This is a genomic window from Streptomyces decoyicus (genome assembly GCF_019880305.1).
GTDB lineage: Bacteria > Actinomycetota > Actinomycetes > Streptomycetales > Streptomycetaceae > Streptomyces > Streptomyces decoyicus.
Map to the genome: position 1 here is coordinate 776,358 of NZ_CP082301.1, position 18,419 is coordinate 794,776.

Consider the following 18,419-nt stretch of genomic DNA (forward strand, 5'->3'; position numbering starts at 1 on the left):
CCCCAGGGGCACCAGGAATACGCCGCCATGCGGCCCCGGACGCCGCCTCCTATCCTGAGAACCAAGACGGCTGCGCAGACCGGTTGGTTACGGGTTTACGGCCGAGGAGTGCTCGTGCGCCATCGCTTGGCGGAGCAGGCAGAGGAGGCCGCCCCGGGCGGCACCTTCTCCCACCGGGACCGGGCAGTGATCTGTGCTGCCGCGCTGTCCATGCTCATCGTGCAGATGGACTGGTTCGCGCTCGACCTGATGCTCCCGGTCATCGCCCGGGATTTCGGCACCACGTCGACCGATCTCCAATGGCTGGTCAGCGGCTACATGGTGGCCATCGGCGCATTGATGATCGTCGGTGGCCGGGCCGCCGATCTGCACGGGCGGCGACGGGTCATCGTGATCGGACTGATGGTGTTCGCCACCCTGTCCGTGGTGTGCAGCGCCGCACAGAACGCGCCCTGGCTCATTGCCGCCCGGATCGTGCAGGGCATCGGCGCGGCCTTGATCTTTCCCGTTTCCGTGGCGGTGGTGAGCAGTTACTTCCGCGACGACCGGCAGGGGCGGGCGGTCAGTACGGTGCTGGCGTTCAGCGCCGTCGGCACCGCGCTGGGGCCGTTCGTGGGCGGTGTCTTCGCCGAACACGTCAGCTGGCGTGCGGTGTTCCTGCTGAATGTGCCGGTGTGTCTGGCCGCCGCGCTGCTGGTGCTGCGCTTTGTCCCCGAGACCCGCGACGAGCAGGCGACCCGCCGTCTCGACCTGCCCGGCGCGGCGACCGTGGCCCTCGGCCTCAGCTGCCTGATGCTCGCGGTCGACCAGGGACAGGGCTGGGGGTGGGCCTCCGCGCCCACCCTGGCCGCCGTCGCGGTCGGGATCGCCTCCCTCGTACTGTTCGTGGCGCTGGAACGGCGCACGCCGGAGCCGTTGATCGATTTGTCGCTCTTCCGCAATGTGAAGTTCGACGTGATCACCCTCGCGGGTTCGCTCTCCAATGTGGTCTATTGCCTGATCGCGGTGCTCTCGGCGCTCTATCTGCAACAGGCGCGGGGGCTGTCGCCGTTCCACGCCGGGGTGGTCTTCCTGGCGCTGTCCTGCGGGGTCGGCGCGGCCAGCTACGGTGCCGGACGACTGGCCCTGCGGTGGCGTGCCGAGCGGTTGATGGCCTGCGGCATGCTCACCAGCGGTGCGGGGCTGCTGTTGCTGACCTGGGTGCGGCCCTTGGGCTGGTACGCGGTGGTCTTCGCGCTCTGCGGGGTGGGCATCGGGCTGGGGTGGGCGCTGACGAACGTGGCCACCCAGGCGCATGTCCCTGCGGAGCGGACGGGTGCGGCGTCGGGGCTGGTGCTGACCGCGCTGGTGCTGTTCGGTGCGGTGAGCGTGACCGTCGCGACGACGGTGCTGGAGGTCATCAGCGGCTCCCCGTCGACCGCGGCCGCCGACGGGCCCGCCATCGAGTCCGTCCTGCGCGGCACGTCCGTGCTGGCGTTCCTCGGCGCCTTCGGTCTGCTCGCGGTCAGCGCGCCGCGGCGGCGTGCACACGGTGGTGCCACGGTCTCCGGCTGAAGGGCGCCGTGGAGGGCCGCTGGCGGCGCCCGGTCCGGGGCCGTGATGCCGTGCGTCACCGCGTGCCGTACACCGGCTGTGGGGTCCCGGCCGCTGCCAGCAGTTCGCGGGCGGCCTCGCCCGCCTCGGCCGGTGTCCAGCGACTCTTCCGGTCCGCGGTGGGGCCGGGGCGCCACCCCTCCATCACGGTGATCCGGCCCGCCTCGGCCTCGAAGACCCGGCCGGTGACCCCGGCGCTGTCGGCCGAGGCCAGCCAGACCACCAGCGGGGAGACGTTCTCCGGGGCCATCGCGTCGAACTCCCCCTCGGCGGGCGCCGCCATCGTCCCGGCGAAGGTCCGCTCGGTCATACGGGTACGGGCCGCCGGTGCGAGGGCGTTGACCTGGACGCCGTAGCGGGCCAGTTCGGCGGCGGCGACGAGGGTGAGGCCGAGGATGCCGGCCTTGGCGGCGGAGTAGTTGCCCTGGCCGACGCTGCCGAGCAGACCGGCGCCCGAACTGGTGTTGATGATCCGGGCGTCGGGCCTGCGGCCGGCCTTGGCCTCGGCCCGCCAGTGCGCCGCGGCGTGCCGCAGTGGCAGGAAGTGGCCCTTGAGGTGAACCCGGATGACGGCGTCCCAGTCGTCCTCGTCGAGGTTGACCAGCATCCGGTCGCGCAGGAAGCCGGCGTTGTTGACGAGGGTGTCGAGGCGCCCGAAGGCGTCCAGGGCGGTGGCGACGAGCGAGGCCGCGCCGTCGGTGGTGGTGATGTCGCCGGTGTGGGCGACGGCCCGGCCGCCGCGGGCCCGGATCTCGTCGGCGACCTGCTGGGCCGGACCGGCCGAGGAGCCGGCTCCGTCGGGAGCCACCCCGAGGTCGTTCACCACGACCTGGGCGCCTTCGGCGGCGAGGGCCAGGGCGTGGGCGCGGCCGAGGCCACGGCCGGCTCCGGTGAGGGCGGCCACGCGTCCCGTGCAGATCCCCGTGCCGGTCATGTCCGTGCTCCTTTTCCGGTCATGTCAGATGTCCTTCGTGGCGTCGGGCGCGGTGGGGTGGTTGACGGTGGCGGCGTCGAGGAAGGCGGGGCGCTCCCCTCCGCCGTGGACGAGCAGACTCGCGCCGGTGAGATACGCGGCGCGGTCGGAGGCGAGGAAGACGCAGGCGTCGCCGATCTCGGCGGGTTCGGCGAGCCGGCCGAGCGGGACGGTGGCGCCGACGGCGGCGATACCCGCCTCGTCGCCGTAGTGCAGGGCGGCGAGTTCGGTGCGCACCATGCCGAGGACGAGGGTGTTGACCCGTACCTCCGGGGCCCATTCGACGGCCATGGAGCGGGCGAGGTGGTCCAGACCGGCCTTGGCGGCGCCGTAGGCGGCGGTGCCGGGCGAGGGGCGGGTGCCGCTGACGCTGCCGATCATGATGACCGAACCGCCGCCCGGCCGGTCCCGCATCACCTCGTAGGCGGCGAGCGAGGCGGTCAGCGGCGCGAGGAGGTTGAGTGCGACGACCCGGGCGTGCCGCGCGGCGTCCGCCTCCCCCAGCAGCCGGTACGGCGTGCCGCCTGCGTTGTTGACGAGGCAGTCCAAGCGGCCGTAGTCGGCGGCGAGTCGGGCGAAGAAGGCGGGTACGGCGGCCGCGTCGCGCAGGTCGAGGGCGCGGAAGTACGCCTGGCGGCCGGCCGCCGTGACCGGGGTGTCCGGTGGTCGTCGTGCGCAGACCACGACCTCCGCACCGGCCTGGAGGAAGGCGCGGGCGATGCCGGCGCCGACGCCCCGGGTGCCGCCGGTGACGACGGCCAGCCGCCCGGACAGATCGAGAGCCAGGCTCAACGGGCACCCCTCCCGCAGCGCGGCATCCGCTGCTAACTTCGCTACCTAACAAACGCTTGGTGGAAAGGTAGCTGATCTGCTCATGGGTGTCTCCACCTCCGAGCCGGACCAGGGCATCGCCGTCATCACCGCCGACTTCCCTCCGGTCAACGCCCTTCCCGTACAGGGCTGGTACGACCTCGCCGCGGCCGTGCGCGCGGCCGGCCGTGACCCCGCCGTCCGCTGCGTCGTGCTGACCGCGGAGGGCCGCGGCTTCAACGCGGGGGTCGACATCAAGGAGATGCAGCGGGACACCGCAGCCGGCGGGCACGGTGCCCTGATCGGCGCCAACCGCGGCTGTGCCGAGGCGTTTTCGGCGGTCTACGAGTGCGAGGTCCCCGTCGTCGCGGCGGTGCACGGCTTCTGTCTGGGCGGTGGCATCGGCCTCGTCGGGAACGCGGATGCCATCGTGGCCAGCGACGACGCCACCTTCGGGCTTCCGGAGCTGGACCGCGGCGCGCTCGGCGCGGCCACCCATCTGGCCCGGCTCGTCCCGCAGCACCTGATGCGCGCGCTCTACTACACCTCACGGACCGCCACCGCCGCCGAACTCCAGGCACACGGTTCCGTCTGGAAGGTCGTCCCGCGCGCCGAACTGCGCGATGCGGCACGGGACTTGGCGCACGAGATCGCACAGAAGGACGGCTTTCTCCTCCGTCTGGCCAAGGCCGCCCTCAACGGCATCGACCCCGTCGACGTACGGCGCAGCTACCGCTTCGAGCAGGGCTTCACCTTCGAGGCGAACCTCAGCGGAGTCGCCGACCGCGTCCGCGACACCTTCGGTGCGCCGGGCGGCACACCGACGAAAGGGGCCTGACCCGTGACCGACAAGACCATGACGCCCGAGGACGTCGTCTCCCGGCTGCGCAGCGGTATGACCCTCGGCATCGGCGGCTGGGGTTCCCGCCGGAAGCCGATGGCGCTGGTGCGGGCGCTGCTCCGCTCCGATGTCACCGATCTGACCGTGGTCTCGTACGGCGGCCCCGATGTCGGTCTGCTCGCCGCCGCGGGCAGGATCCGCAGGCTCGTCGCGGCGTTCGCGACCCTCGACTCGATCCCCCTCGAACCGCATTTCCGCGCGGCCCGTCAGCGCGGCGCGTTCGAGCTGACGGAGATCGACGAGGCGATGTTCATGTGGGGCCTGCACGCCGCCGCCAACCGGCTGCCGTTCCTGCCCGTACGGTCCGGCCTCGGCTCGGACGTGATGCGCGTCAACCCCGCTCTGAAGACCGTCACGTCGCCCTACGAGGACGGCGAGACCTTCGTCGCGATGCCGGCCCTGCGCATGGACGCGGCGCTGGTCCACCTCCACCGTGCCGACCGGCGCGGAAACGGCCAGTACCTCGGCCCCGACCCGTACTTCGACGACCTGTTCTGCGAGGCCGCGGACGAGGCATATGTCTCCTGCGAGCGGCTCGTGGACGGCTTCGTCGGGGCCGTCCCGCAGACCCTCCTGGTCAAGCGGCACGCGGTCACCGGCGTCGTCGAGACCCCGAACGGCGCGCACTTCACCTCCTGCGTCCCGGACTACGGCCGCGACGAGCCCTTCCAGAAGCTCTATGCGACCACGCCTTGGCCGCAGTTCGCCGAGCGGTTCCTGTCCGGGGACGAGAAGGCCTACCAGTCCGCAGTCCAGACCTGGCACGAGGAGCAGCAGTGAGCGCCACCACCACGACGACCCGTGCCGAGTACTGCGCGATCGCCTGCGCCGACGCCTGGCGCGACAACGGCGAGGTGCTCGCGAGCCCGATGGGCCTGATCCCGTCGATCGGCGCCCGGCTCGCCCAGCGCACCTTCTCCCCCGATCTGCTCCTCACCGACGGTGAGGCGATGATCGTCTGCCTCGACGGGGCGGCCGAGGGCTGGCTGCCCTACCGTCAGCACCTCACCATGGTCTCCGGCGGCCGGCGCCATGTGATGATGGGCGCAAGCCAGCTCGACCGCTTCGGCAACCAGAACATCTCCTGCATCGGCGACTGGCAGCGGCCCGCCCGCCAGCTCCTCGGCGTCCGCGGCGCACCGGTCAACACCCTCAACAATCCGGTGAGTTACTGGGTGCCGACGCACTCGAAGCGGGTCTTCGTCGAGAAGGTCGACATGATCAGCGGGGTCGGGTACGACAGCGCGGCCGCCGCCGGACCGTCCGCGACCCGCTACCACCGCATTCCCCGTGTCGTCTCCGACCTCGGCGTCTTCGACTTCGCGACCCCCAACCGCACCATGCGCCTGGCCTCCGTACATCCCGGAGTCACGGTCGAGGAGGTCCAGGAGGCCACCGGGTTCGCGCTGGCGCTGCCCGACGAGGTGCCCCCCACCCGGGAGCCCACTCCGACCGAACTGCGGCTGATCCGTACGGTCCTCGACCCGGAGGGGCGGCGCGACCGCGAGGTGCCGACGCCATGACGGACGTCCGGATCGAGACGCCGCTGACGAAGCTGGTCGGGGTGCGCCACCCCCTCGTGCAGACCGGCATGGGGTGGGTGGCGGGGCCCCGGCTGGTCTCGGCGACGGCCAACGCGGGCGCACTCGGGATTCTCGCCTCGGCCACGATGACCGTCGGGCAACTGCGCTCGGCGGTCCGCGAGGTCGCGTCCCGTACGGATGCGCCCTTCGGGGTCAACCTGCGGGCGGACGCGGCAGACGCGGGCGAGCGGGTGCGCCTGCTGGTGGAGGAGGGCGTACGGGTCGCCTCGTTCGCCCTGGCCCCCTCGCGTGAGCTGATCGCCCGGCTGAAGGACGCGGGTGTCGTCGTCATCCCGTCCGTCGGTGCCCGCCGCCATGCCGAGAAGGTCGCCGCCTGGGGCGCGGACGCGGTCGTCGTCCAGGGCGGGGAGGGCGGCGGCCACACCGGGAGCGTCGCCACGAGCGTGCTGCTTCCGCAGGTCGTGGACGCGGTCGACATCCCGGTGATCGCGGCGGGCGGCTTCTTCGACGGCCGGGGCCTGGTCGCGGCGCTCGCCTACGGCGCGGCCGGTGTCGCCATGGGCACCCGCTTTCTGCTGACGTCGGACAGCACCGTGCCGCAGGCCGTGCAGGACCGCTATCTGGCGGCGGACGCCAAGGACATCACCGTCACCACCAAGGTCGACGGGCTGCCGCACCGGATGCTGCGCAGCGAGCTGGTCGAGGCGCTGGAGCGGTCCGGGCGCACCACCGCGCTGCTCCAAGCAGTCCGCCGGGCCGCATCGTTCAGGAAGCTGTCCGGCCTGAGCTGGGCACAGCTGGTCCGCGACGGCCTGGCGATGAAACACGGCAGGGAACTCTCCTGGAGCCAGGTCCTGCTGGCCGCGAACACCCCGATGCTGCTGAAGGCGTCGATGGTCGACGGCCGTACCGATCTGGGGGTGATGGCCTCCGGCCAGGTCGCCGGGGTGATCGAGGATCTGCCGTCCTGCGCGGAACTCGTCGACCGGATCATGGCCGAGGCGCGCGCGACACTGGCCGCGCTGCCGGTCACGCAATCCTGATGCGGCGTCAGAGTCGCTCGATGATGGTGACGTTGGCCTGGCCGCCGCCCTCACACATGGTCTGGAGCCCGAACCGGCCGCCGGTGCGCTCCAGTTCGTGCAGCAGCGTCGTCATCAGCCGGACGCCGGTCGCGCCGAGCGGATGGCCGAGGGCGATGGCACCGCCGTTGACGTTGACCCGCTCGGGGTCGGCGCCGGTCTCCTTCAGCCAGGCCAGCACCACGGGCGCGAACGCCTCGTTGATCTCGACCAGGTCGATGGCGTCGATCGGCATGCCCGCCTTCTTCAGCGCATACGCCGTCGCCGGGATCGGGGCGGACAGCATCCGGATCGGGTCCTCGCCGCGCACCGACAGATGGTGGATACGGGCCCGCGGGGTGAGGCCGTGCTCGGCCACCGCCCGCTCGGAGGCGAGGAGCATGGCGGCCGCGCCGTCGGAGACCTGCGAGGAGACCGCCGCGGTCAGCCGGCCGCCCTCGACGACCGGCCGCAGCCCGGCCATCTGCTCCAACGAGGTGGTGCGGCGCGGCCCTTCGTCGGCGGTGACCTCCCCGAAGGGGACGATCTCGCGGTCGAAGCGGCCCTCGTCGAGGGCGCGGACGGCCCGTTGGTGCGAGCGGAGCGCGAACTCCTCCATGTCCTCACGGGAGAGGTGCCACTTGGCGGCGATGAGTTCGGCGCCGTGGAACTGGTTGACGGGCGCCTCGCCGTAGCGGGCCCGCCAGCCCGCGGACCCGGCGAACGGGCCCTCGGTCAGCCCCAGCGGAGCGGCGGCCTGCCGGCTGGCGAAGGCGATCGGGATCTGCGACATGTTCTGCACACCGCCCGCGACGACCAGGTCCTGGGTGCCGGAGAGCACCCCCTGCGCCGCGAAGTGCACGGCCTGCTGCGAGGAGCCGCACTGGCGGTCGACGGTGACGCCGGGCACCTCCTCGGGCAGGCCGGCGGCCAGCCAGCACGTCCGGGCGATGTCCCCGGCCTGCGGGCCCACGGTGTCCAGGCAGCCGAACACGACATCCTCGACGGCGGCCGGATCGGCCCCGCTGCGCGCCATCAGCGCCGTCAGCACATGCGCGCCCAGGTCGGCGGGGTGGACGGCCGACAGACCGCCGCCCTTCTTGCCCACCGGGGTGCGGACCGCGTCGACGATATAGGCCTCGGACATGGTGGTCTCCTTGGTCAGATTCTGCGGAGGTTGCGGCCGGTTCCGCAAGGCGGTGCAGGGCGGCACGGTCGACGGGTTCCGGTGTGCGTCCTCCCCGGGGCGGTGCGGCACACGGCCCGTCGCACCCGTTGCGCCTCACGCATGCTGGGAGCTGACGGACACCGTTTCCCCGGTCATGTACGAGGCGTAGTCGCCGGCCAGGAAGACGATGACATTGGCGACTTCCCATGGTTCGGCGTAGCGGCCGAACGCCTCCCGCTCGGTGAGCTCCGCCAGCAGCTCGGGCGTGGTCACCTTCGCCAGGTGCGGGTGCATCGCGAGGCTGGGGGCGACCGCGTTGATCCGCACGCCGTACTCGGCGGCCTCCATGGCCGCGCACCGGGTCAGCGCCATCACCCCGGCCTTGGCCGCGGCGTAGTGGGCCTGGCCGCGCTGGGCACGCCAGCCGACCACCGAGGCATTGTTGACGATCACGCCGCCGCTGCCGGTGTCCTTCATCCGGCGCAGGGCGGCCCGGGTGCAGCGGAAGGTGCCGTTCAGGGTCACATCGAGGACCTTGGCCCACTGTGCGTCGGTCATCTCGACGAGGTCGGCGGTGCCGCCGAGCCCGGCGTTGTTGACCACGATGTCGAGGCGCCCATGGCGCTCCTCGGCGCTCGCCAGCAGGGCGTCGACCTGGTCCTCGTCGGTGACATCGCAGGGCAGGGACGCGACCTTGGCGGCGCCGAACTCCTCCGCGAGCGCCTCGGTGGTCTCTTTCAGCCGGCGCGTATGGGCGTCGCCGAGGACGACACTGGCGCCTTCCTCCAGGAATCTGCGGGCGGTGGCACCGCCGATGCCGGCTCCGGCGGCCGCGGTGATGACGGCGGTCCGGCCGTCGAGCAGGTGGTGGCCGGGCACGTAGGGGGGCGGTGTCATACGTGAGCCTCCTCTTCCCGCAGCCGGCTGCGGATCCGGTCCGAAGGCGCTCGGCGGTGGCGGAGGCCTCGACGCTGCTCGTGCCGGTACGTTAATCTACCAAACACTTGTTAGGGAAGGAGGGCGGATGCCCGCTGCCCACGACGACGAGGCCGTGTACGACGAACGGGAGGGGCCGGTCGCGACCGCCACCCGAGAGGCGGGGGCCTGATGGACCTCGAAGTCAGCGCCGCGGACCAGGAGTTCCGCACCGAGGCCCGCGACTGGCTCGTCCGGCACGTACCCGCCGAACCGCTGCCGTCGCTGGAGACCGCGGAGGGTTTCGCCGCCCACCGGGAGTGGGAGCACCGGCTCTCCGCGGACCGCTGGTCGGTCGTCTCCTGGCCCGAGGAGTACGGCGGCAGGGGCGCCTCGCTCCTGCAGTGGCTGCTCTTCGAGGAGGAGTACTACGCCGCGGGCGCCCCGGGGCGGGTCGGCCAGAACGGCATCAACCTCCTCGCCCCCACCCTCTTCGAGCACGGCACCGCCGCCCAACGCGCCCGCATCCTCGGCCCCATGGCCCGCGGCGAGGTCATCTGGGCGCAGGCCTGGTCGGAGCCGGAGGCGGGATCGGATCTGGCGTCGCTGCGCTCGACCGCCGTACGGACCGACGGCGGCTGGCTGCTGAACGGGCAGAAGACCTGGTCCTCCCGGGCCGCCTTCGCCGATCGCGCCTTCGGGCTGTTCCGCAGCCACCCGGACACCGCCCGGCCGCACCAGGGGCTCAGCTATCTGATGTTCCCGCTGGACGCACCGGGCGTGACGGTACGCCCCCTCGGCCGCCTGGACGGCAAGCCGGCCTTCGCCGAACTCTTCCTCGATGACGTCTTCGTGCCGGATGCGGACGTCCTCGGGGAGCCGGGGCAGGGCTGGCGGGTCGCGATGAGCACCGCGGGCAACGAACGCGGCCTGACGCTGCGCAGTCCGGGCCGCTTCACCGCGGCCGCCGAGCGGCTGGCCGCGCTGTGGCGCGAGGCTCCCGGGGCGGCGGACCCGGCCCTGGCCGCGCGGGTGGCCGACGCGCTGATCGGCGCCCGCGCGTACCAGCTCTTCACCTATGCCAACGCCTCCCGGCTCGCCGCCGGCGGGTCGATCGGCGCCGAGTCCAGCCTGAACAAGGTCTTCTGGTCCGAGCTGGACATCGCCCTGCACGAGACCGCCCTGGACCTGCTCGGCCCGTACGGCATGCTCGCCGACGACGCCGACGAGGCACCCGCGCACGGGAGTTGGGCCGAGGGGTACACCTTCTCGCTCGCCGGCCCGGTCTATGCCGGCACCAACGAGATCCAGCGCGACATCGTCGCCGAGCGACTGCTCGGCCTGCCGAAGGGGCGCAGGTGATGCGGTTCCTCCTGACCGATGAACAGCGGGAGTTCGCCCGCACGCTGGACGGCATGCTGGGGGCGTCCGGCACGCCGGCCGTGGTGCGCGCCTGGGCGGCCGGGGAGCAGAAGCCGGGCCGTGAGCTGTGGGCGCGGGTCGCGGCGGCGGACGTGTTCGCGCTCGCCGTTCCCGAGCGGCACCGAGGGGTGGGGCCGCTTCCTGTCGAACTCGCCCTTTCCTTCGTGGAGTTGGGACGCCACGCGGTGCCGGGTCCGCTGGTGGAGACGGTGGCGGCGGCCGCGTTCCTGGAGCGTCTGGGCGAGGAGGCCGGGGCCGGGGTGTGGCTGCCGCGGATCGCCGCGGGCGACGCCGTGGTCAGCCTGTGCGCCGGAGCCCCCTACGCGCTGGACGCCGATGCCGCCGATGCCGTCCTCGTCGTCCAGGGCGACACGGTGCGCCGTACGGACACCCACGGCCCCGTGCAGCCCTCCCTCGATCCGGCCCGACGGCTGGCCCGCCCGCTCGGCGGCACCGTGGTGGCCAGGGGCCCCGCGGTGACCGCGGCCGCCGCGCACGCCGTCGAGGTCGCACGGCTCGCCACCGCGGCGCAGTCCCTCGGCCTCGGCCGGGCCCTGCTCGCGGCGACGGTGTCCCATGCCGAGCGACGCACCCAGTTCCAGGTGCCCATCGGCTCCTTCCAGGCGGTCAAGCACCGGCTGGCGGACACCCTCATCGGGCTGGAGTTCGCCCAGCCGCTGGTGTACGCGGCGGCCCTGGCGCTGGCGGCGGGCGCCCCGTCGGCAGGCAGGGAGGTGGCGGCGGCGAAGGTCGCGGCGGGCGAGGCCGGTTATGCCGCGGCGCGTACGGCACTGCAACTGCACGGCGCTCTCGGTTACACGGAGGAGCTGGACCTCTCGCTGTGGATCCGCAAGGCCCGCCCGCTGCGGGACGCGTGGGGGACTCCGGCCGACTGCCGCGCCCGTGTCCTCGCCGGCTGACCGCGGACGTGCCGCCGTCGTCCGGCGTCTCGGACGACGGCGCCGCGCCGCCACATCGCGGGCTCAGGAATCCGACGTTCCGCAGAACGAGCCGGCGTCCGCCGCACCCCCCCTACAGGTGCCTGCGGTCCCTCTCCTCCAGGTCGGCCAGCATGGCATCGGCCAGATCCCGCTCGGCGGTGTAGTACCGCTCCGACCACTTCAGGACGAGCGAGGGGTAGGCCCAGGCCTCATCGGCGTGGGCGCCCGCGACGTCCACCTCGGCGCGCTGCCGCATCGTCTCCGCGTACTCCCGGTGGCGGCCCAGCACTTCACGCATCCGGTCGGCCTCCAGCAGATGACCGAGCCACAGCCGCAGCATCACCCCGTGCTTGAGGACGGGAGGTTCCACCGGCGCCTCGCGCGCCCAGTGGCGGACCGCCGCCATCCCCTCGTCGGTGATCACATAGACCCGCTTGTCGCGGTTGCCGGTCTCCTGGGCGACCATCCGGGAGCTGACGTAGCCCACCTTCTCCAGCCGCTTCAGTTCGCCGTAGATCTGGCTGAAGGACGGGCTCCAGTAGAAGAAGTGCAGCGACCAGTCCGACCACTTCTTCAGGTCGTAGCCGGAGAGCTCCTCACCGAAGGAGAGCAGGCCCAGCACCGCCCAACTGGTGGCCGGCAGCGCAGGCTGCTCCGCGTCCCCGGTGTCCACGGCGCCCGCCTTCTTCTCCGTCACGTGCCGCAGTCTACGGTCCGTGTCCGCGCAGGCCCGCCGCGGAGATCACCAACTCCCTTCCGCGGCCCTTGCCTTCCTGGTGGTCCCGCTCTTCCTGGTGCTCCCGGTCTTCCAGCAAAGAGGTATTTCTGTTCGAAGTACCCGGCGCTTCCGGGCCCGGGGCGGCCGCCGACCGCTTCCTCGACGCGGCCGCCGGGCGCCCGCGCGGTGCGGACCCGGACCCGCTGGCCAATAGTGGAGAGGTGAGCCCGCTACAGGGAGCTTCCCCGCGGACCGGGCCGCGGCAGTCGGCCGGCGGGCCCGCCGGGGCGGTGCTGCGCAGACTGCGCTATCTGCTGGAGCACGGCAGACACGGCCTGCGCGGACACCGCTCCGTGGTCGGCAACGCGGTCCGGGTGACAGCGGGCTCGTGCGTGGCCTTCTACCTCTGCCGCTACGCGCTCGGCCTGACCGTCATGTCCGTCTACGCCACGTTCACCGTGGTGGCGCTCGGCGTGCTGGCCCGGATCCCGGGGTCCGGGCGCCAGCGCGCCGCAACCGTCCTCACCGCGATCCCGGCCGGGCTGGCGCTCGTCACGCTGGGCACGCTGCTCGCCGTGCAGACCTGGGCCGCCGTCCTCGGCATGCTCGTCATCGGCTTCGTGGTGGCGTACGCGGGCACCACCGGACCGCGGATCGCCGGGGCGGCACCCGGCATGCAGCTGCTCTACATCCTGCCGTGCTTCCCGCCGTATGCCCCGGACGCCCTGGGCCAGCGGTTGTCCGGCTTCCTGCTGGGAGCCGTCCTGCTCGCACTCGCCCAGCGCTATGTGCTGCCCGAACCGGACACCCCGCCCTTCTGCCGGCTGCTGGCCGATGCCTCCGACGCCGCCGCGGACCTGGCCGACCACCACGGCGGGCCCCTTCCCGCGGAAGCGCTCGCACGGGCGCGCCAAACCGGGGACGCCCTGCGTCCGTCGCGTGTGCCGCCCGCCGACCTGCCCGCCTCCCCCACCCTCACCCACAAGGCCATGGCGCACGCCACCGAGTCGGTCCGCACCCTGCTGGCGCGGCTGGAAGCCCTGCACACCGCGGCCGGACCGCACGACGTCTACCACCCGGAGACAGTGGTGCTGCTCCAGGGCATCAGCGCCGCCGCCCGTGAGGCGGCGGACGCACTGCGGCGCGGCAAGCGGCTGCGGCCCGGCGAGGGCCCCTGCGCGGCGGCCCTCCAGAGTGAGCTGAACCCCGTGCGGGCCCACCGGGCCGTGGACACCCTGGAGCGGCTCAGCGCCGACGACCGGCTGGTCTATCTGCGCCGACGGTCCCAGGTGGTGCAGGCCGCCGACTGCGCCGTCGTTCTCGCGCTGGCCACCCGGCTGCTGCTCGGCGACCGTTCCGTCGAACGGAGCCCCGCCGGGCACGCCTTCGCCTATGCGCAGTCGCATGCCCACCAGCTGTGGTGGCAGCGGCTGACCACGCACCTCACCCCCCGGTCGGTGATCTTCCAGAACGCCTGCCGCTTCGCGCTCGGCCTGGCCACCGCGCGGGCCATCGCCGGACTCCTCGACCTCCAGCACGGCTTCTGGGTCCTGCTGGCGACGCTCACGCTCACCCGCACCACCAGCCTGGAGACGTGGTCCGCGGTCCGGCAGGCGCTGAGCGGCACGCTGGTCGGCGCGGTACTGGCCGGCGGGCTGCTGGCGCTCGTCCACGACCGGGACACGGTCTACGCGGTCGTGCTGCCGGTCGTGATGCTGGTGGCGTTCACCGTGGGGCCGCTGCGCGGGCTGGCCTGGGCGCAGGGCGGGTTCACGCTGGTCGTGGCCACGCTGTTCGCGCAGGTCTCCCCCGTCACCTGGCAGCTGGCCCCGGTCCGGCTGGTGGATGTACTGGTCGGCAGTCTCATCGGGCTGGCCTGCGGGCTGGTGGCCTGGCCACGGGGCGCGGGCCGGGAGGTGCGCAGAAGCATGGCAGGGCTGTGCTCGGCCATCGCCGACGCCATCGGGCACACCACCGCACGGGTCGTCGAACGCTCCGGCAGCACCGACGTCTTCGTGATCAACCGTGCCCTCATGCTCGCGCAGGAGAGCCTGGCCCAGTACCAGTGCGAGCTGCGGGAGAAGACCGCCACGCAGCCGGACTGGCCCGCGCTGCTGGTCGCCGGGGCGGACGCGCGGCGCGGCGAACGGCTGCTGCCCGACCGGCCCGGCCGCATCACCGCGCACGGGGCCGGCGCCTGGTTGCGGCATGCGGCAGACCGGACGGCGGCCGACTACCGGTCCCTCGCCCGGCATCTGCGCACGGACGGCGAGGTGGCCTGGGAAGAGGCCCGGCCACTCGACATCCGCGCCCTGCTGGCGGTGGCCCCGGCCATCGCGCGCGAGAGCCCGGACCGGGACACCCGCGCGCTGGCCGCCGCGCTGCTCCTGGACTCGGTGATCTGGCTCGATGGGCTGACCGCCGATCTGAACCGGATCCACAAGGAGATGTGAGGCCGCGCCGCCGATCGGCGGGTGCTCGCTGCAACGCGCCCCGGGCGGCCGCCATTCGAGCAGCAGGATCGTGGCGTCGTCGCTGAGTCTCTCGTCCTGGCTCTCCAAAAGGGCGTGGATCAGCTGGCGGAGCGCCTCGGAGGCGAGTTCTCCGGCCGCGGTGGCGCGGATGATGGAGTCGGTGAAGGCCGCCAGGCCGAAGCGGCCGCCGCCGGTCGTGCGGGCCCCGGTCACGCCGTCGGTGTAGAGCAGCACCCGGTCCCCCGGCTCCAGCGCCGCCCGGTGGACCGTGCGCGGGGCGTCGCCGAGCGCGGCGGGCATGCCCATCGGGGGTTCGCCGGGGCGCTCCGGTGCCTTTTTCAGGACCTGGTGGTCGCGGATCAACAGGGGCGGTGGATGGCCCGGACGGCCGTCAGGAAGTCCTGAAGCAGGTGTTCGCCGTCACCGGCCGGAACACGCTCGACGGCCCTACCCGCTTCCCTCCGCGCACCATCCCTCCGGGCACTGCGAGCCACATGTCTTCCGGGCGCCCGCGCCATCCGGGAGCGGCATACGGCGGAGCCGGGGCGTTCCGGCACGGGTCCGGCCGCGGGGTTGCCGGGCTCCGGCCTGCCCGGGTGCGGATGGGGTTGCGGGACCTGATCCTGAAGCAGTGAAGCCGTGTACGACGTGTGGTGTCGCCTTTCACGGGCACCCGCCGGGCAGGAGCACGTAGCGACAGCACAAGGAACCCGACAAGGCAGCATGTCGCGGTACCGCCGTGACAGCGGAACGGACACACATGAGCAACGGATTCATGGGTCCGGAGGGTTACGGCCCGGACTCGTTCGGTGACTTCCTCGCGCGCTTCTTCGGTGCCGCGCAGTCCGCGAGCGGCGAGCCGGGGCAGCCCGCACCCCGGCAGGCGGACATCGCCCGCATGATGAGCGGGCCCGCCCGGGATCTGGTGACCTCCGCAGCCGCCTACGCCGCCGAACACGGCAGTCCGGAACTCGGCACCGAGCACCTCCTGCGGGCCGCCCTCGCCGCCGAACCGACCCGCAGCATGCTGCAACAGGCGGGGGCGGACCCCGACACGCTGGCGGCCGAGATCGACCGCGGCGCGGGTTCGGGGCCGAAGCAGGCCAGCGTGGCCGTGACCCCCGCGGTCAAGCGGGCCCTGCTGGGCGCGCACGATCTGGCGCGGGACAACGGGGCCTCGTACATCGGCCCGGAGCATGTGCTGGACGCGCTGGCGGCCAACATGGACTCGGCAGCGGGGCGCATCCTGAACCTCGCCCATTTCGATCCGCAGGCCGCACCGCAGGGCAGCCTCGGGGGCCAGCACGCGGGCCCCGAGCACGGCACCCCGCCGAAGCACGACACGCCGACCCTGGACAAGTACAGCCGTGACCTGACCGACCTGGCCCGGGCGGGCCGGATCGACCCGGTCATCGGCCGCGAGGAGCAGATCGAGCAGACCATCGAGGTGCTCTCCCGCCGGGGCAAGAACAACCCGGTGCTGGTCGGTGACGCGGGGGTGGGCAAGACCGCGATCGTCGAAGGCCTGGCGCAGCGCCTCGCCGACGGGGACGTCCCCGAGAACCTGGCGGGACGGCGCGTCGTCGCCCTGGATCTGACGGCGGTCGTCGCCGGCACCCGCTACCGCGGTGACTTCGAGGAGCGGCTGAACGGCATCATCGAGGAGGTCCGTGCGCACCCCGACTCGCTGATCGTGTTCATCGACGAACTGCATACGGTCGTCGGTGCCGGCGGGGGCAGCGGAGACGGCGGTTCGCTGGAGGCGAGCAATATGCTCAAGCCCGCCCTGGCACGCGGCGAGATGCATGTCATCGGCGCCACCACCCTGGAGGAGTACCGGCGGAACATCGAGAAGGACGCCGCGCTCGCCCGCCGCTTCCAGCCCATCCTCGTGCCCGAGCCCGATGTCTCCGACACGGTGGAGATTCTGCGCGGGCTACAGGACCGCTACGAAGCCCATCACCAGGTGCGCTACACGAACGAGGCGCTGCTCGCGGCGGTCGAGCTCTCGGACCGCTATATCGCCCACCGCTTCCTTCCCGACAAGGCGATCGACCTGCTCGACCAGGCGGGCGCACGGGTCAGGCTCCGCTCCGGCGCCAAGGCCACCGACGTACGCGACCTGGAACGCGAGCGGGAGCAGCTGGTGCGGGACAAGGACCAGGCGGTCGCCGCCGAGCAGTACGAGCGGGCCAGCGAGCTGCGTGACCGTATCGCCGCACTCGCCGCGCGGATCGAGGCCGGCCGGGGCGAGCCGCTGAGCGACGGCCGGATCGTGCAGGTCACCGCGGAGGACATCGCCGAGATCGTGTCGCGGCAGACCGGCGTGCCCGTGAGCAGTCTGACCCAGGAGGAGAAGGAGCTGCTGCTCGGGCTGGAGGAACGGCTGCACACCCGGGTGATCGGCCAGGACGACGCGGTCACGGCCGTCTCCGAGGCGATCCTGCGGTCGCGGGCCGGGCTTGCCGACCCCGACCGCCCGATCGGCAGCTTCCTTTTCCTCGGCCCGACGGGTGTGGGCAAGACCGAGCTGGCCCGCGCGCTCGCCGAGGCGCTGTTCGGCACCGAGGACCGCATGGTGCGACTGGACATGAGCGAGTATCAGGAGCGGCACACGGTCAGCCGGCTGGTCGGTGCTCCCCCGGGATACGTCGGCCATGAGGACGCGGGACAGCTGACCGAGGCGGTGCGCCACCACCCGTATGCGCTGCTGCTGCTCGACGAGGTGGAAAAGGCCCACCCCGATGTCTTCAACATCCTGCTCCAGGTCCTCGACGACGGGCATCTGACCGACTCCCAGGGCCGTAGGGTCGACTTCAAGAACACCGTGGTCGTGATGACGAGCAATCTCGGCTCCGAGGCGCTCAGCGGCGGCCGCGGGGTGCTCGGCTTCGGCCCGGAGAGCACGGACGGGGGCGACGGCGCGCGGGAACGGGCGCTGGGCTCCTTGCGCGAACACTTCCGCCCGGAGTTCCTCAACCGGCTCGACGAGATCATCGTCTTCCGCCGGCTCACCGACGACCAGTTGCGTCAGATCACCACCCTGCTGCTCGACGGGACCACCCGCAGGCTGCGTGCCCAGGACATCTCCGTCGAGTTCACCCCCGGCGCCGTGGACTGGCTCACCCACCGCGGCCATCAGCCCGAATACGGAGCCCGCCCACTGCGGCGCACCATCCAGCGCGAGGTGGACAATGCGCTCTCGCGACTGCTGCTGGATGGTGCGCTGACGGCCGGGGGCGAGGTGCGCGTCGAGGTGAAGGACGACGAGCTGGCGTTCCGCACCGACGAGAAACGGTAGGAGCCGTTGTGGCGGCGCTGGGGCCTCGTGACACGTCCGAGGGGCGCGACGAGTCGCCGGAGGAGCGGGCCGACCGGCGGTGGAACGAACTGCTGCAAGAGGTGCGGGTGATCCAGACCGGGGTGCAGATCCTCTTCGCGTTTCTGCTCACCGTCGCCTTCACCCCGCGCTTCACCACGCTCGAACCCACCGACAAGGCCATTTACGTGGTGACGGTCCTGCTGGGGGCGGCCACGACCGGCGCGCTGATCGGCACGGTGACCTTTCACCGGCTGGTCACCGGCCACCGGTTGAAGCCCGAGACGGTGATGTGGGCCTCGCGCCTGGCCCTGCTCGGCATCGTCCTCCTGCTGGGGACGGTCGCCTCCGCGCTGCTGCTGATCCTGCGCATCGCCCTGCACAATGCCGCCGTCCCCTGGGTCGTCGCGGGGCTGGTCGTCTGGTTCGTGGTCTGCTGGTTCGTGCTGCCCGCCTGGATTCTGCACCGGTATTCGACCAGGGACTGAGCGGAGCGAGCGGACCGAGCAGACCGAGCGGGGGACACCGCGGGCGCGTCCGGTGCCCGGACCTCTCGTGCCCCTGGGGTGCCGGCGGTCCG

At 72.6% G+C, this 18,419-nt stretch carries 15 protein-coding genes and 1 pseudogene; 10 read left to right on the forward strand and 6 right to left on the reverse strand.

Annotated features, from left to right (window positions below; all coding sequences use genetic code 11):
• Positions 1-114 precede the first annotated feature (114 nt).
• Complete coding sequence (locus K7C20_RS03200; RefSeq protein WP_160328706.1) at positions 115-1,554, forward strand: MFS transporter; 1,440 nt, start codon at positions 115-117, stop codon at positions 1,552-1,554.
• A gap of 55 nt (positions 1,555-1,609) precedes the next feature.
• Here the strand turns inward: K7C20_RS03200 and K7C20_RS03205 are convergent, their stop codons facing one another.
• Together K7C20_RS03205 and K7C20_RS03210 are read right to left on the reverse strand one after the other, a co-directional pair.
• Positions 1,610-2,527, reverse strand: a complete 918-nt coding sequence (locus K7C20_RS03205; RefSeq protein WP_030076691.1) for an SDR family oxidoreductase — start codon at positions 2,525-2,527, stop codon at positions 1,610-1,612.
• 24 nt (positions 2,528-2,551) lie between these two features.
• Positions 2,552-3,358: an SDR family oxidoreductase gene (locus K7C20_RS03210; protein ID WP_053209050.1), complete on the reverse strand. Its 807-nt coding sequence runs from the start codon at positions 3,356-3,358 to the stop codon at positions 2,552-2,554.
• An 82-nt stretch (positions 3,359-3,440) separates the two neighbouring features.
• Between K7C20_RS03210 and K7C20_RS03215 the strand changes: the two genes are divergently transcribed.
• The 4 genes from K7C20_RS03215 to K7C20_RS03230 are packed head-to-tail and all read left to right on the forward strand — an operon-like array spanning position 3,441 to position 6,864.
• A complete protein-coding gene (locus K7C20_RS03215; RefSeq protein ID WP_030076695.1) occupies positions 3,441-4,214 on the forward strand; it encodes an enoyl-CoA hydratase family protein in 774 nt (257 codons plus the stop codon).
• Positions 4,215-4,217: 3 nt separating this feature from the next.
• Positions 4,218-5,057, forward strand: a complete 840-nt coding sequence (locus K7C20_RS03220; protein WP_053209051.1) for a CoA transferase subunit A — start codon at positions 4,218-4,220, stop codon at positions 5,055-5,057.
• Positions 5,054-5,800, forward strand: a complete 747-nt coding sequence (locus tag K7C20_RS03225) for a CoA-transferase subunit beta (protein ID WP_030076699.1) — start codon at positions 5,054-5,056, stop codon at positions 5,798-5,800. Before K7C20_RS03220 ends, K7C20_RS03225 begins: the two co-directional genes overlap by 4 nt.
• A gap of 11 nt (positions 5,801-5,811) precedes the next feature.
• The gene (locus K7C20_RS03230; RefSeq protein ID WP_048828819.1) at positions 5,812-6,864 is read left to right on the forward strand and encodes an NAD(P)H-dependent flavin oxidoreductase; all 1,053 of its coding nucleotides are present in this window, start codon (positions 5,812-5,814) and stop codon (positions 6,862-6,864) included.
• 7 nt (positions 6,865-6,871) lie between these two features.
• Here the strand turns inward: K7C20_RS03230 and K7C20_RS03235 are convergent, their stop codons facing one another.
• The gene (locus K7C20_RS03235) at positions 6,872-8,029 is read right to left on the reverse strand and encodes an acetyl-CoA C-acetyltransferase (protein ID WP_053209099.1); all 1,158 of its coding nucleotides are present in this window, start codon (positions 8,027-8,029) and stop codon (positions 6,872-6,874) included.
• A gap of 135 nt (positions 8,030-8,164) precedes the next feature.
• Positions 8,165-8,947, reverse strand: a complete 783-nt coding sequence (locus tag K7C20_RS03240; protein WP_030076706.1) for an SDR family oxidoreductase — start codon at positions 8,945-8,947, stop codon at positions 8,165-8,167.
• 210 nt (positions 8,948-9,157) lie between these two features.
• Between K7C20_RS03240 and K7C20_RS03245 the strand changes: the two genes are divergently transcribed.
• Positions 9,158-10,327, forward strand: coding sequence for an acyl-CoA dehydrogenase family protein (locus K7C20_RS03245; RefSeq protein WP_053209052.1), 1,170 nt, complete (start codon positions 9,158-9,160; stop codon positions 10,325-10,327).
• A complete protein-coding gene (locus K7C20_RS03250; RefSeq protein WP_053209053.1) occupies positions 10,327-11,307 on the forward strand; it encodes an acyl-CoA dehydrogenase family protein in 981 nt (326 codons plus the stop codon). The genes K7C20_RS03245 and K7C20_RS03250 overlap by 1 nt, the downstream gene beginning before the upstream one ends.
• A 112-nt stretch (positions 11,308-11,419) precedes the next feature.
• Here the strand turns inward: K7C20_RS03250 and K7C20_RS03255 are convergent, their stop codons facing one another.
• Positions 11,420-12,025, reverse strand: a complete 606-nt coding sequence (locus tag K7C20_RS03255; RefSeq protein WP_030076712.1) for a PadR family transcriptional regulator — start codon at positions 12,023-12,025, stop codon at positions 11,420-11,422.
• Positions 12,026-12,267: 242 nt separating this feature from the next.
• On the opposite strand from K7C20_RS03255, the gene K7C20_RS03260 reads away from it, so the two are divergent.
• The gene (locus tag K7C20_RS03260; RefSeq protein ID WP_053209054.1) at positions 12,268-14,499 is read left to right on the forward strand and encodes an FUSC family protein; all 2,232 of its coding nucleotides are present in this window, start codon (positions 12,268-12,270) and stop codon (positions 14,497-14,499) included.
• A 45-nt stretch (positions 14,500-14,544) separates the two neighbouring features.
• Here K7C20_RS03260 and K7C20_RS03265 read toward each other — a convergent pair.
• Positions 14,545-14,901, reverse strand: a pseudogene (locus tag K7C20_RS03265) (PP2C family protein-serine/threonine phosphatase); the annotation flags it as partial.
• Positions 14,902-15,280: 379 nt separating this feature from the next.
• Here K7C20_RS03265 and K7C20_RS03270 point away from each other — a divergent pair.
• Both K7C20_RS03270 and K7C20_RS03275 read left to right on the forward strand, forming a co-directional pair.
• The gene (locus tag K7C20_RS03270; protein ID WP_030076720.1) at positions 15,281-17,821 is read left to right on the forward strand and encodes an ATP-dependent Clp protease ATP-binding subunit; all 2,541 of its coding nucleotides are present in this window, start codon (positions 15,281-15,283) and stop codon (positions 17,819-17,821) included.
• A gap of 8 nt (positions 17,822-17,829) precedes the next feature.
• Positions 17,830-18,327 (forward strand): DUF6328 family protein, encoded by a 498-nt coding sequence (locus K7C20_RS03275; protein WP_053209056.1) that lies wholly within the window; start codon positions 17,830-17,832, stop codon positions 18,325-18,327.
• Positions 18,328-18,419: the final 92 nt, after the last annotated feature.

Excerpts from the sequence above, each read along its gene's own strand:
- K7C20_RS03205 (WP_030076691.1), bottom strand. The coding sequence starts at position 2,527 with ATGACCGGCACGGGGATCTGCACGGGACGCGTGGCCGCCCTCACCGGA.
- K7C20_RS03215 (WP_030076695.1), top strand. The coding sequence starts at position 3,441 with ATGGGTGTCTCCACCTCCGAGCCGGACCAGGGCATCGCCGTCATCACC.
- K7C20_RS03250 (WP_053209053.1), top strand. The coding sequence starts at position 10,327 with ATGCGGTTCCTCCTGACCGATGAACAGCGGGAGTTCGCCCGCACGCTG.
- K7C20_RS03245 (WP_053209052.1), top strand. The coding sequence starts at position 9,158 with ATGGACCTCGAAGTCAGCGCCGCGGACCAGGAGTTCCGCACCGAGGCC.
- K7C20_RS03235 (WP_053209099.1), bottom strand. The coding sequence starts at position 8,029 with ATGTCCGAGGCCTATATCGTCGACGCGGTCCGCACCCCGGTGGGCAAG.
- K7C20_RS03270 (WP_030076720.1), top strand. The coding sequence starts at position 15,281 with ATGAGCAACGGATTCATGGGTCCGGAGGGTTACGGCCCGGACTCGTTC.
- K7C20_RS03240 (WP_030076706.1), bottom strand. The coding sequence starts at position 8,947 with ATGACACCGCCCCCCTACGTGCCCGGCCACCACCTGCTCGACGGCCGG.